Here is a 13190-nt window from a genome sequence, read left to right as displayed (position 1 = left end):
ATCGCTTGTCTCCGCACGGGATGCCCGACCCACAGGCTTCAGCGGGTTCGGTCCGCGTCCTCATCTACAGCCACGACACGTTCGGCCTGGGGCATCTGCGCAGGTCCCGGGCGATCGCGAATGCGCTCGTCCCCGAGCGGCCGGGCGCCTCGGTCCTGATCCTGTCGGGCTCCCCGGTGATCGGCAGCTTCGAGTTCGGGAAGGGCGTGGACTACGTCCGCATCCCCGGCGTGACGAAGCAGCCGGACGGCGACTACCGCAGCCTCAACCTGAACGTCCCGATCGAGGAGGCGGTGCGGCTGCGCGAGGCCCTGATCCTCGAAGCCGCCGTGAGCTTCCGGCCGGACATCTTCATCGTCGACAAGGAGCCGACCGGCTTCCGGGGCGAGATCGTGCCGGCGCTCGAGCACCTGCGGGCGCGCGGCTGCCGCATCGTGCTCGGGGTCCGGGACGTGCTCGACGAGCCGGCGCTCCTGGTTCCGGAATGGGAGCGCAAGGGCGCGACCGAGATCCTGGCCCGGTTCTATGACGAGATCTGGGTCTACGGCCTGCCGGAGGTCTACCGCCCGCTCGACTGCCTCGATCTGCCGGCCCGGCTCGAGCGCCGCACCACCTATACCGGCTATCTCCGCCGCGAGATGCCGACCACCTCGTCCCTGACCTACCATCCCAAGATCACCCGGCAGCCCTTCATCCTGGTCACGACCGGGGGCGGAGGCGACGGCGAGGACGTGATCGACTGGGTGGTCTCCGCCTACGAGGCGGAGGAGCGCATCGAGCTTCCGGCGCTCATCGTGTTCGGGCCCTTCATCAGCCGCGATCACCGCCGCCGCCTCATGGAGCGCATCGGCCGCCATCCGAAGCTCGACGCCATCTCGTTCGACACCAAGCTCGAGCTCCTCATGCGCAAGGCGGCGGGCGTGGTCGCGATGGGCGGCTACAACACCTTTTGCGAGATCCTGTCCGTCGACAAGCCGTCGCTCATCGTGCCGCGCACCCGGCCGCGGCGCGAGCAGCTCATCCGGGCGATCGAGGCCGAGCGGCTCGGGCTCGTGCGCGCGCTCGTGGAGAACGGGGAAGGCCGCGATCCCGGGCTGATGGCGGAGGCGCTGCGGAGCCTGCCCGGCCAGAACAAGCCGTCCGACATCGTCGTCCCGCGCCTGCTGGACGGGCTGGACGTCATCCGGGAACGGTTCTCGGCCGTGCTCGAGGCCGCGCCGGGGCTGCAGGCTGCGGAGTGACGGGACCCGAGGGCGGGGACGCGCCGAGCCGGGTCGCGATCCTCGTCAAAGGCTATCCGCGGCTCTCCGAGACCTTCATCGCGCAGGAGATCCGCGGTCTGGAGCAGCGCGGGCTCGCGATCGAGATCTGGTCCCTGCGCCATCCGACGGAGCGCTTCACCCATCCGGTGCATCGGGAGATCGAGGCGCCCGTCCGGTACCTTCCGGAATACCTCTACCAGGAGCCGGTGCGGGTCCTGCGCGGGCTGCTCGCCGGGATCCGCCGGCCGGGATTCGGAGCCTTCCTGCGGGCCGGATGGCGCGACCTCCGGCGCGATCCGACCCCGAACCGCATGCGCCGGCTCGGGCAGGCCCTGGTGCTCGCGCGCGAGCTGCCCGGCGAGGTCCGGCATCTGCACGTGCATTATCTGCACACGCCCGCCTCCGTCGCCCGCTATTCGGCCCTCCTGACCGGCCTTCCCTGGACCTTTTCGGCGCATGCCAAGGACATCTGGACGAGCCCGGACTGGGAGCTGCGCGACAAGCTCGCGGAGGCGCGCTGGGGCGTGACCTGCACGCGGGACGGGGCGGCCCGCCTCCGCGGCCTTGCGCCGGATCCGGCGCGGGTCGAGCTCGTCTATCACGGCCTCGACCTCACCCGCTTTCCGGCCCCGCCGGAGACACGGCCCGGCCGCGACGGCTCCGACCCGGCGGACCCGGTCCGCATCGTCTCCGTCGGCCGGGCGGTGGCGAAGAAGGGCTTCGACGACCTCCTCCGGGCGCTGGCCGCCCTCCCGCCGGACCTGCATTGGCGCTTCGCCCATGTCGGCGGCGGCGAGGGTTTGGCCGCGCTGAAGAGGCTCGCCGGGGAGCTCGGGATCGCGAGCCGGGTCGCCTTCCTGGGCCCCCGGGCGCAGCCGGACATCGTCGCGCTCCTGCGCGAGGCGGATCTCTTCGCGCTCGCCGCGAAGGACACGCGGAGCGGCGACCGCGACGGGCTGCCGAACGTCCTCCTGGAAGCGGCGTCCCAGGCGCTCGCGATCCTCTCCACCCGCTTCGCGGGCATCCCGGAATTCGTGCGCGAGGGAGAGGACGGCGTGCTCGTCGCGCCGGGCTCGTGGGAGGAGCTGTCCAACGCGCTCAACGGGCTCGCGCGCGAGCCTGAGCGGCGCCTGGCGCTCGGCCGCTCGGCCCATGCGCGGCTCACGAGCGAGTTCAGGGCCGAGGCAGGGTTCGACCGGCTCGCAGCGCGGCTCGGCCAGGCCGGAAGCTCTCCGGCCAGGGCGGCGGACGCGGCGGCATGAATCCCGTGCCGGTCGCCTTCTACGCGCCCATGAAGCCGCCGGACCACGCCCAGCCTTCGGGGGACAGGACGATGGCGCGCCTGCTGCTGCGCGCGCTGGGGAGCGCTGGCTACGCGCCCGAGATCGCGAGCCGGATCAGGACCTGGGAAGCCGGAGGCGACGAGGTCCGGCAGCGGGCGATCCGCGCGGCGAGCCTGGAGGAGGCCGAGCGCCTCGCCGCGGGCTATGCCCGGAGCCCGGCCCAGGCGCGCCCGCGCCTCTGGTTCACCTACCATTGCTACTACAAGGCGCCGGACCATCTCGGACCCGAGATCGCGAGGCGGCTCGGCATCCCCTACGTCATCGCCGAGGCCTCGCGGGCGCCGAAGCGCGCCGGCGGGCCCTATGCTTTCGCAAACGCCGCCGCCGAGGATGCGATCGCGGCTGCGGACACGCTGTTCGTCATGACCGGGCAGGATCGGGAATGCCTGGAGCGGGCGCTCCGCCCCGGACAGCGCCTGATCGCCCTGCCGCCCTTCGTCGATGCCGCGCCGCTCGCCGTCTCCTCGCGCCGATCCTCCGGTTCGGTCCGGCTCCTCGCCGTCGGCATGATGCGGCCGGGCGACAAGCTCTCCTCCTACCGCATCCTCGCCGAGGCCCTTGCGCGCATCCCCGACCTGCCCTGGTTTCTGGACGTCGCGGGCGACGGGATGGCCCGCCCCGAGGTGGAGCGGCTCTTCGCCGGATTCGGCAGCCGCGTGACCCTGCTCGGGGCAAGGGACGAGGCGTCGCTCGCGAGCCTCTATGCCCATGCCGACCTCCTGGTCTGGCCGGCCGTCAACGAGGCCTACGGCATGGCGCTCCTGGAGGCGCAGGCGCAGGGCTGCCCGGTCGTGGCAGGCCGCTGCGGCGGCGTCCCCGACGTGGTCCTGGACGGGGTCACGGGCCGTCTCGCGCCTCCCGGCGAGACGGGCGCTTTCGCGGAGGCGGTCGCGGCCCTGGTCGGCGACCCGGTCCGCCGCGCCGAAATGGGCGAGGCGGCGCTCCGCTTCGTCCGGCGCGAGCGGAGCCTCGCCGGCGCCGCGGCGATCCTGCGCGAGGCGCTCGGGCCGCTCGTCGCCCTGCCCGGAGCCGCTTGAGGATGCGGGTCCTGATCGCGGTGACGCACCTTCTCGGTGCGGGCCACCTGACCCGTGCCGCCGCGATCGCCCGCGCGCTCACGGAGCACGGCCACGAGGCGACGCTCGTCTCCGGGGGGCGTCCCACGGCAATCCTCCGGGACGGCGGCTACCGGCTCGTGCAGCTTCCGCCGGTCCAGGGCCGGGTGGACGACCTCTCGACGCTGCGGGACCCGGACGGCAGGGAGGTCGGCCCCGGCTACCTCGGCCGGCGGCGCGCCCTGCTCCTCGGCACCCTGGCCGAGCGGCGGCCGGACGTCCTCGTGACGGAACTCTTTCCGTTCGGCCGCCGCTCTCTCGGGGAGGAATTCACGGCTCTCGTCGAAGCGGCGCACCGGCTCCGGCCGAGGCCCCTGGTCGCGTCCTCGGTCCGCGACATCCTGGTCGCGCCGGAGAAGCCCGAGAAGGTCCGGCGCGCGCACCGCATCCTGGCGGACCTCTACGATGCCGTGCTCGTGCATGGCGACCCGGCCCTGGTTTCCCTGGAAGCCTCCTGGCCCGCGGCGGACGGCATCGGCGCCCTTATCCGGTATACGGGCTACATCGACGCGGAGGCGGAGCCGGAGCCCGGGCCGGAACTCGGCGAGATCCTCGTCTCGGGCGGGTCGAGCGATGCCGCGATGCCGCTCTACGAGGCGGCGCTCGGGGCCGCCTCCCGCGTTCCCGGCCGGTCTTGGCGTCTCCTGGTCGGGCGCGGCGTGAGCGAGGCGGCCTTCGCCCGCCTTCTCGCCGCAGCCCCGGGCAACGTCACGCTGGAGCGGGCGCGGCCCGACTTTCGCGACCTCATGGCGCGGTGCGGGCTCTTCGTCGGCCAGGCCGGCTACAACACGGCCGTGGACCTCCTCGCCGCGAGGCCGCGGGCCGTGCTCGTGCCTTTCGAGGCCGGACACGAGACGGAGCAGCGGCTCCGCGCCGAGAAGCTGGCGGAACGGGGGCTCGCGGCGGTGGTGCCCGAGGCGGAGCTTTCGGCCGAGCGCCTCGCCACCTCGGTCGCCGCCGCCCTCCGGCGGCCGCGTCCGGAGCCCGTGGCGATCTCCCGCGACGGCGCGCGCCGCACGGCCGAAATCCTCGCGGAACTCGCAGGGTCGCGGCGGTGAACCTCGCCCCGGTCCGGGCCGTGCTCGACCGCGCCGCCGACGACGGCGCGCGGCTCGAGTTCTGGTGGCGCGACGACGACGCGGTCGCGGGCACGGGCGAGCTGGACCGGCTGCTCGCTCTCGCCCGACGTTTCGGCGCACCGGTCGCAGTGGCGGCAATCCCGGCCCGGATCGGGCCTTCCTTGCCCGAGCGTCTGAGGCAGGAGCCCGGATGCCGCCTCCTCGTCCACGGCTTCAGCCACGCGAACCATGCCGCGCCCGGGCGGAAATCGGCGGAGTTCGGCGACGACCGTCCCGTTGAGGCGCTCTCGGCCGACGCCGCTCTGGCCCTGGGCATGATGAGGAAGGCGGCCGGAGACCTTCTCCTGCCGGTTTTCGTGCCGCCCTGGAACCGCATCGCGCCGGCGCTGGCCGAGGCGCTCGGGGCGCAGGGCTATGCCGGCCTTTCCGCTTTCGGACCGCGGCACCGCCTTCCGGGCATCGCAGTCGTGAACACGCACCTGGATCCGGTGGATTGGCGGGGGACGCGGAGCGCCCTCGCGCCGGAGCGGCTGGCCGGGGCGCTCGAACGGGCGCTCGCCCGGGAGGATGCCGGCCCGATCGGCCTCCTCACGCATCACCTGATGTTCGACGAGGCGCTGTGGCGGCTCACCGAGGCCGTCGCGGAACTCCTCGCCGACCACCCGGCGGTGACGTTCCCCGATCTCGCCGCGCTCTGGGGCGCCGAAGAGCGTCATTGAACTGCAGCCGTTTTGATGACTTAACCTTCGGGCGACGAAGCAGAGCCGAGGCGATCGCGGGTGCAGGCGCCGCTCCTTTCAGTCCGTGACCTCACGGTGGAGATCCGGTCGGATCTCGGCACCCTTCGGGCCGTGGACGGCGTCTCCTTCGACATTCCGCTCGGGAAGACGGTGGCCGTCGTCGGCGAATCCGGCTCCGGCAAGTCCGTCACCGCGCAGGCGGTCATGCGCATCCTGCCGAAGGTGGCGAAGATCGCGGGCGGCTCGATCCTGTTCGACGATCCGGCCGACAGGCACCCCCCGCTCGACATCGCCGCCCTCCCGGCCGAGAGCGAGCGCATGCGGCAGCTCCGGGGCGGGCGGATCGCCATGATCTTTCAGGAGCCGATGACGTCGCTGTCGCCTCTCCACACGGTGGGCGACCAGGTGACCGAAGCGCTCAAGGTCCACGCCGACGTGTCGGATGCGGAGGCGAAGGAGCGCGCGATCGAGGTGTTCGGCCGCGTCGGCTTCCCCGATCCGAAGCGGGCGCTCGTGACCTATCCGTTCGAGCTCTCGGGGGGCCTGCGCCAGCGCGCCATGATCGCCATGGCGCTGATCACCCGACCGGCGCTGCTCATCGCGGACGAGCCGACGACGGCGCTCGATGTGACGACCCAGGCGCAGATCCTCGATCTCATCCGCGAACTCCAGGCCGACACGGGGATGTCCGTCCTCCTGATCACGCACGATCTCGGCGTGGTGGCCAACATGGCCGACGAGGTCGTCGTCATGTACCGCGGCCGCATGATGGAGACGGGCGCGCGCGACGACATCTTCCGCCGGCCGCAGCACCCCTATCTCAAGGCGCTGATGCGGGCGGTGCCGCGTTTCGCCATGAAGCCCGGCGAGCGGCTCACGCCGCTGCGGGAGGTGAAGAGCGCCGCCGTCGCGGCGCGGGTTCCGGCCGGGCCGCCCCCGAACCGGAACGTCCTGGAGGTGCGCGGCGTCAGCAAGAGCTTCAGGCTCCGGTCCGGCTGGTTCAGCGGCAACACCCGCATGGTCCATGCGGTGAAGGACGTCTCGCTCGCCGTGCCCTGCGGCAGGACGCTGGGCCTGGTCGGCGAATCCGGCTGCGGCAAGACAACCCTGTCCAAGATCATCTCGCGCGCGCTCGATCCCGACACGGGCTCCGTCCTGTTCGACGGCGGCTCGGGTCCGCGGGAGGTGCATCGCCTTCGGGGCGAGGCGCTGACCGCGTACCGGCGGTCCGTCCAGTTCGTGTTCCAGGACCCGTTCTCGTCGCTCAACCCGCGCATGACGGTCTACGAGTTGCTGACGGAGCCGCTGCGCATCCACAAGGTCGGCACCCCGGACGAGCGCTTCGAGCGCGCGAAGGCGCTGCTCGACATGGTCGGCCTCGATCGCCGGAGCCTGCGCCGCTACCCCCATTCCTTCTCGGGCGGGCAGCGGCAGCGGCTCGGAATCGCGCGTGCGCTCGCCCTCGAGCCACAGGTCCTGCTCTGCGACGAACCGGTCTCGGCTCTCGACGTCTCGGTGCAGGCGCAGGTGCTCAACCTGCTCAAGGATCTCCAGGCCGCGCTCGGCCTCTCCTACCTCTTTGTCTCGCACAATCTCGCCGTGGTCGACTACGTCGCCGACACCATCGCGGTGATGTGCCGGGGCTATATCGTGGAGCAGGCGCCGGCCGCCGCGCTCTTCCGCGATCCGCGGCACCCTTACACGAAGGCGCTGCTCGCGGCCGTGCCGGACCCGGACCTCGACCATCCGCTCGACTTCGCCAAGCTACGCTCGGGCCGCTTCTCGGAGCCTGCTTCCTGGCCCGAGCCATTCCGCCTCGCGGGCGAGGATGCCGGCGTCATGGTCGCGGTGTCGCCCGACCATTACGTGCGGATGATGGCGCCCGCCCTCGAGGCAGCAGCATGACGATGAGACTGGCGGCGGCCGCTTTCGCTGCTGCGGCGATCTTCGCCGCGCCGGCAGCCGCGCTCGACTACGCCGAGACGCCGCTCCTCGCGCCGCGGGTCGCGCAGGGCGAGCTGCCTCCGGTCGCAGAGCGCCTGCCGAAATCGCCGCTCGTGGCCGACATCGCCGCCCGCGGCCGTGAGCTCGGGAAGCCCGGAGGCGAGATCGTCTCGCTCGTCGCCCGTGCGCGCGACATCCGCTATCTCTCGGCCAACACCTATGGCCGCCTGATCGGCTACACGCAGGACCTGAAGCTCGCGCCCGACCTCCTCGAGGACGTGCAGGTCGAGGGAAACCGCATCTTCACCTTCCGGCTTCGCGACGGGCACCGCTGGTCGGACGGCGCGCCCTTCACGGCCGAGGACTTCCGCTTCTATTGGGAGGATGTCGCGAACAACCGCGAGCTGAGCCCGGCCGGTCTGCCGGACTTCCTCGTCGTGGACGGCAGCGGCCCTCGCTTCGAGGTGATCGACGCCCGCACCGTGCGCTACAGCTGGGACGCGCCGAACCCTCGCTTCCTGCCGACATTGGCGCAGCCGCGCGACCCCTTCATCTACCGGCCGGCGCACTACCTGAAGCGGTTCCACGCCGACTATGCCGACCAGGCGAAGCTCGAGGAAGCCGCCCGGAAGGGCAAGCTCAAGTCCTGGGCCGGTCTGTTCAACAGAATGGACGACATGTTCGAGAGCTCCAATCCGGAGCTGCCGACGCTCCAGGCCTGGAAGGTCGCGACCGCCGCCCCGGCCACCCGCTTCATCTTCGAGCGCAACCCCTTCTACCACCGGGTCGACGAGGCCGGGCAGCAGCTCCCCTATCTCGACCGCGTGGTGCTCGACGTCGCGGCAGGTGGCCTCATGGCCGCGAAGGCCAATTCCGGCGATGCGGATCTCCTCTTCCGCGGCCTCACGATGGGCGACATCCCGATCCTGAAGGAGGGCGAACGCGCCAAGGGCTTCCGCACGCTGATGTGGCCCTATGCGCGCGGCAGCGAGATCGCGCTCTATCCGAACCTCACCGTGACCGACCCGGTCTGGCGGGCGCTGAACCGAGACCTCCGCTTCCGCCGCGCGCTCTCGCTCGGGATCGACCGGCGGACCCTCAACAACTCGCTCCTGTTCGGCCTCGGGCGGGAGGGGAACAACACGGTCGCCTCCGAATCTCCCCTCTTCGAGGAGCGGCTGCGGACGCTGAACGCCGGCTACGATCCGGCCGAGGCCTCGCGCCTCCTCGACGAGATCGGACTCACGAAGCGCAATGCCGCCGGCATCCGGCTGCTGCCGGACGGGCGGGAGCTCGAGATCATCGTCGAAACGGATGGCGAGAGCGGGCTCATTGTCGACGGGCTGACGCTCATCGGCGAGTTCTGGCGCGAGATCGGGGTCCGGCTGTTCGTCAAGCCGCAGGACCGCACCGTGCTCCGCAACCGGACCTATGCGGGTCTGACCACGATGGTCGCCGCGCAGGGCCTGGACCTCGCGCTGGCGACGGCCGCGATGCCGCCTGCCGAGCTCGCGCCGCTGCGCCAGGACTATTATTCCTGGGCGAAGTGGGGCCAGTACAGGGAGACCAGGGGCACCTCAGGCGAGCCCTGCGACATGCCCGAGGCGAAGCGCCTGCTCGACCTCTATGCCGAATGGGCCTCGGCGTCCGATGCCGAAACCCAGACCCGGATCTGGCGCGAGATGCTGACCAACCACGCCGAGAACCAGTGGTCCATCGGCACGGTCGCGGGCGCGCTCCAGCCGGTCGTCGCCCGCAACGGTCTCAGAAACGTCCCGGCGCGCGCCGTCTATTCGTGGGAGCCGACCTCCATGCTCGGCGTGTACCGCATGGACGAATTCTACTGGGACCGGGTCCCAGGGCGGGAGGCGCGGCGCGGCGGAGCCGTCGCGACCGGCTCGACGGCGCAGGCCTTTGAGAGAGCGGGCGCGCGATGATCCTCTTCCTGATCCGCCGTTTCGCCACGATGGCGGTCACCCTCGCCATCATCTCGGCGCTCGTCTTCTTCATCATCAAGCTGCCGCCGGGCGACTTCCTGACGAACCAGATCGCGGAGCTGCGCGCCCAGGGCGAGGCGGCGTCGGCCGCCAAGGCCGAATTCCTGATCAAGCAATACGGGCTCGACCTGCCGGTCTGGCAGCAATATCTGGTCTGGATCGGCCTCTGGCCCGGCCCGAACGGCTTCTCGGGCCTGCTCCAGGGCGATTGGGGCTGGTCCTTCGAGTTCGACAGGCCGGTCACCGAGGTCGTGGGCGACGCGCTCTGGCTCACCCTCCTCATCAACCTCGTCTTGGTGATCTTCGTCCACGTCGTGTCGATCCCGATCGCGATCTACTCGGCGACGCGGCAATACTCGCTCGGCGACTACGTCGCGACCTTCATCGGCTATATCGGGCTTGCGACGCCGAGCTTCCTGCTCGCGCTCATCCTTCTCTACTACACCAACCGCTGGTTCGGGGTGTCCATCGGCGGATTATACGACGCCCGGTTTTCCGGACAGCCCTGGACCTGGGAGAAGTTCGGCTCGCTCCTGTCGCACCTCGTCGTGCCGACGCTCGTCATCGGCCTCGGCGGCACCGCCGCCATGATCCGGCGCATGCGGGCGAACCTGCTCGACGAGCTCGGCAAGCAGTACTACGTCACCGCCAAGGCGAAGGGGCTGCCGCCGACCCGCGCGCTCCTGAAATACCCGTTCAGGATGTCGCTGAACCCCTTCATCGCCGATATCGGCAACCTCCTGCCGCATCTCGTCTCGGGCTCGGTCCTGGTCTCGCTCGTCCTCAGCCTGCCGACGGTCGGGCCGATCCTGCTCGCGGCGCTGAAGAGCCAGGACCAGTTCCTGGCCGGCTTCATCCTCATGTTCGTGGCGGCCCTCACGGTGGTCGGGATGCTGATCTCCGACCTTCTCCTGGCGTGGCTCGATCCGCGCATCCGGCTCGGCGGGCGATGACGCCGCCCTCCCCTCCCGCGCCCGGCCGGAGCCTGCCGCGATGACCGGCGAGGCGATGCTGCGCCCGCGGCACTATGTCGACACGCGCCCGTTCGACCCGGGGGCGAGCGAGCCCGGCGGGACGGAGAGCGAGGCGTTCTACCGCGCCTCCTCCTGGCGGCTCACCTGGTGGAAGTTCCGGCGGCACCGAGTGGCGGTGGCGGCGGCCTTCGTCCTCCTCGCCTTCTACCTGATGGTGCCCTTCGTCGAGGTGATCGCGCCCTATGCGCAGTCGAAGCGGCACGGCGACTTCCTCTACGCGCCGCCGCAGGGCGTCCATCTCTTCCACGAGGGCCGGTTCGTCGGCCCCTTCGTGTATCCCTACCGCTTCACCTTCAACCTGGAGACCTTCCGGCGCGACTACGTCGTGGATGCGGGACAGCCGCAGCGCATCCGCTTCTTCTGCAAGGGGGACGAGTACGAGTTCTGGGGTCTCAGGACGATGCGGTTCCACATCGTCTGCCCGCCCCGGGACGGGACGATGTTCCTCCTCGGGACCGACCGGCTCGGGCGCGACCTCTTCTCCCGCATCCTCTACGGGGCCCGCATCTCGCTCACGATCGGGCTCGTCGGAATCGCGGTGTCGTTCGCGCTCGGGCTCTTCTTCGGCGGCCTTGCGGGCTATCTCGGCGGCTGGGTGGACCACGTGGTCCAGCGCATGATCGAGATCCTGCGCTCGCTCCCGGAACTTCCGCTCTGGATGGCGCTCTCGGCCGCGCTGCCGCCGAACTGGAGCCCGATCCTCGTCTTCTTCGGGATCACCATCATCCTCGGCATGCTCGACTGGCCGGGCCTCGCGCGCGCGGTGCGCTCGAAGCTCCTCGCGCTCCGCGAGGAGGATTTCGTCCGCGCCGCCGAGCTCATGGGCGCCTCGCGCACCCGCATCATCGCGCGCCACCTCATCCCGAACTTCATGAGCCACCTGATCGCCTCGGCGACCCTGTCGATCCCGTCGATGATCCTCGGGGAGACGGCGCTTTCGTTCCTGGGGCTCGGGTTGCGACCGCCGGTGACGAGCTGGGGCGTGCTGCTGAACGAGGCGCAGAACCTCGCCGCCGTGCAGCTCCACCCCTGGCTGCTGCTGCCGATCGCGCCGGTGATCGTCGTCGTGCTGGCCTTCAGCTTCATGGGCGACGGCTTGCGGGACGCCGCCGACCCCTATCACTGAATGCGGCGGTTCGTCCCGGCGAAAGCCGGGACCCGCCTCGTGGACCCCGGCTTGGCGCCGGGGTCGGCCGCGAAGCTGCCTCAGACCGGCGAGCGGCGGGCCCGCTCGAGCCAGGCGAGCTGGCCGCCCTCCCGGCTTCCGCCCCGGGCTTCCGGGCGCGCCTGCGCGGGCCGCGGCGCGCGGGCCTGTTCGTGCCCTGTCCGGGCCTGGGCGGGACGGCCCTGCCCGTTCTGGGCGGCAGGCCGGCTCTGGCCGTTGCCGTTGCGGCCGCGGCCGCCCTGATGCGACCGGGCGCCGCCACTGCCCTTCGCCTCGGCCGGACGGCCGCCCTCGGGGCGGCGCTTCGGCTGCCGGTGCGGCTGGGCCGGGGCAGGTCGCGGCACATCCGCCGGAGCCGCCGCGGCGAGCTGTTCGAATCCGGCCGGCGGTTGCGCGACCGGCACCTTGAGCCGCGTCAGCCTCTCGATGTCGCGGAGATAGGCGCGCTCCTCGCCGTTGCAGAACGAGACCGCAACGCCCGCTGCGCCCGCCCGGGCCGTCCGGCCGATCCGGTGGACATAGGATTCCGGCACGTTCGGCAGGTCGAAATTGATGACGTGGCTGACGCCGTCGATGTCGATGCCGCGCGCCGCGATGTCGGTCGCGACCAGCACGCGCGAGCGCCCGCTCTTGAAATCGGCAAGGGCGCGCTCGCGCTGGCCCTGGCTCTTGTTGCCGTGTATCGCGGCCGCCTGGATGCCGTCGCGGTCGAGATTGCGGACGACACGGTCCGCCCCGTGCTTGGTCCGGGTGAAGACGAGCGCGCGCTCCACTCCGTTCGCCTCGAGCATGGCGCGAAGCAGCACCTGCTTGTCCCCGGTGGAGACGAAGATGACGCTCTGCTCGACCCGTTCGGCGGTGGTCGCGACCGGCGTGACCGACACCTTCACGGGGTTGCCGAGGAGCTGGTCGGCGAGCCCGGAGATCGTGCCCGGCATGGTGGCCGAGAAGAACAGGGTCTGCCGCTGCTTCGGGATCATCGTCACGATGCGGCGCAGCGCGTGGATGAAGCCCAGGTCGAGCATCTGGTCGGCTTCGTCCAGCACGAAGATCTCGACGCCCGAGATGGTCAGCGCCCTCCGGTCGATCAGGTCGAGCAGCCGCCCGGGCGTCGCGACCAGGATGTCGACGCCCTGAGCGAGCGCGCGCTCCTGGCGGCCGAGCGGCACGCCGCCGAACACGACTGTGGTCGAGAGCCGCAGGTGCCGGCCATAGGCCTGGAAGCTTTCCGCGATCTGGCTCGCGAGCTCCCGGGTCGGGCTGAGCACCAGCGCGCGGCAGCCGCGCCGCTGGAGGGTATGCGGGTTCTCGGCCAGGCGGTGCAGGATCGGCAGCGCGAAGGCCGCCGTCTTGCCCGTGCCGGTCTGCGCAATCCCGAGGAGATCGCGACCGGCCATCACGTCCGGGATGGACTGGGCCTGGATGGGGGTGGGTTGGCTATAGCCCTCTTCGGCGAGGGCCTTGAGGATCGGCGCCTTCAGGCCGAATCCGGAAAATGACGACAAGGAGGT

The 13190-nt window shown here is 71.3% G+C and carries 10 protein-coding genes; 9 read left to right on the top strand and 1 reads right to left on the bottom strand.

Going from position 1 to position 13190, the window contains the following annotated elements; all coding sequences use genetic code 11:
• Positions 1-20: 20 nt before the first annotated feature.
• The 9 genes from HJG44_RS21225 to HJG44_RS21185 are packed head-to-tail and all read left to right on the top strand — an operon-like array spanning position 21 to position 11640.
• The gene (locus HJG44_RS21225) at positions 21-1241 is read left to right on the top strand and encodes a glycosyltransferase family protein (RefSeq protein WP_171220420.1); all 1221 of its coding nucleotides are present in this window, start codon (positions 21-23) and stop codon (positions 1239-1241) included.
• Positions 1238-2524: a glycosyltransferase family 4 protein gene (locus HJG44_RS21220; RefSeq protein WP_346767232.1), complete on the top strand. Its 1287-nt coding sequence runs from the start codon at positions 1238-1240 to the stop codon at positions 2522-2524. The genes HJG44_RS21225 and HJG44_RS21220 overlap by 4 nt, the downstream gene beginning before the upstream one ends.
• A complete protein-coding gene (locus HJG44_RS21215) occupies positions 2521-3642 on the top strand; it encodes a glycosyltransferase family 4 protein (RefSeq protein WP_171220332.1) in 1122 nt (373 codons plus the stop codon). The genes HJG44_RS21220 and HJG44_RS21215 overlap by 4 nt, the downstream gene beginning before the upstream one ends.
• 2 nt (positions 3643-3644) lie before the next feature.
• On the top strand, positions 3645-4778 hold the full coding sequence (locus tag HJG44_RS21210; RefSeq protein WP_171220330.1) for a glycosyltransferase family protein: 1134 nt from the start codon (positions 3645-3647) through the stop codon (positions 4776-4778).
• The gene (locus HJG44_RS21205) at positions 4775-5518 is read left to right on the top strand and encodes a polysaccharide deacetylase family protein (RefSeq protein ID WP_171220329.1); all 744 of its coding nucleotides are present in this window, start codon (positions 4775-4777) and stop codon (positions 5516-5518) included. The genes HJG44_RS21210 and HJG44_RS21205 overlap by 4 nt, the downstream gene beginning before the upstream one ends.
• 60 nt (positions 5519-5578) lie before the next feature.
• Positions 5579-7444: a dipeptide ABC transporter ATP-binding protein gene (locus HJG44_RS21200; RefSeq protein WP_171220327.1), complete on the top strand. Its 1866-nt coding sequence runs from the start codon at positions 5579-5581 to the stop codon at positions 7442-7444.
• On the top strand, positions 7441-9420 hold the full coding sequence (locus tag HJG44_RS21195) for an ABC transporter substrate-binding protein (RefSeq protein ID WP_171220326.1): 1980 nt from the start codon (positions 7441-7443) through the stop codon (positions 9418-9420). Before HJG44_RS21200 ends, HJG44_RS21195 begins: the two co-directional genes overlap by 4 nt.
• Positions 9417-10433 carry an ABC transporter permease gene (locus HJG44_RS21190; protein ID WP_171220325.1) on the top strand — a complete coding sequence of 339 codons (1017 nt, stop codon included), beginning with the start codon at positions 9417-9419 and terminating at the stop codon, positions 10431-10433. The genes HJG44_RS21195 and HJG44_RS21190 overlap by 4 nt, the downstream gene beginning before the upstream one ends.
• 40 nt (positions 10434-10473) lie before the next feature.
• Complete coding sequence (locus HJG44_RS21185; protein ID WP_171220324.1) at positions 10474-11640, top strand: ABC transporter permease; 1167 nt, start codon at positions 10474-10476, stop codon at positions 11638-11640.
• Positions 11641-11720: 80 nt separating this feature from the next.
• On the opposite strand, the gene HJG44_RS21180 is transcribed toward HJG44_RS21185, so the two are convergent.
• Entirely contained in the window at positions 11721-13184 is a 1464-nt protein-coding gene (locus HJG44_RS21180) for a DEAD/DEAH box helicase (protein ID WP_171220323.1), read from the bottom strand.
• Positions 13185-13190 lie beyond the last annotated feature (6 nt).

Origin of the sequence: Enterovirga aerilata, assembly GCF_013044135.1 — a bacterium.
GTDB lineage: Bacteria > Pseudomonadota > Alphaproteobacteria > Rhizobiales > Beijerinckiaceae > Enterovirga > Enterovirga aerilata.
This window is presented reverse-complemented; position numbering and strand designations above follow the sequence as displayed.

Excerpts from the sequence above, each read along its gene's own strand:
- HJG44_RS21225 (WP_171220420.1), top strand. The coding sequence starts at position 21 with ATGCCCGACCCACAGGCTTCAGCGGGTTCGGTCCGCGTCCTCATCTAC.
- HJG44_RS21215 (WP_171220332.1), top strand. The coding sequence starts at position 2,521 with ATGAATCCCGTGCCGGTCGCCTTCTACGCGCCCATGAAGCCGCCGGAC.
- HJG44_RS21210 (WP_171220330.1), top strand. The coding sequence starts at position 3,645 with ATGCGGGTCCTGATCGCGGTGACGCACCTTCTCGGTGCGGGCCACCTG.
- HJG44_RS21195 (WP_171220326.1), top strand. The coding sequence starts at position 7,441 with ATGACGATGAGACTGGCGGCGGCCGCTTTCGCTGCTGCGGCGATCTTC.
- HJG44_RS21190 (WP_171220325.1), top strand. The coding sequence starts at position 9,417 with ATGATCCTCTTCCTGATCCGCCGTTTCGCCACGATGGCGGTCACCCTC.
- HJG44_RS21185 (WP_171220324.1), top strand. The coding sequence starts at position 10,474 with ATGACCGGCGAGGCGATGCTGCGCCCGCGGCACTATGTCGACACGCGC.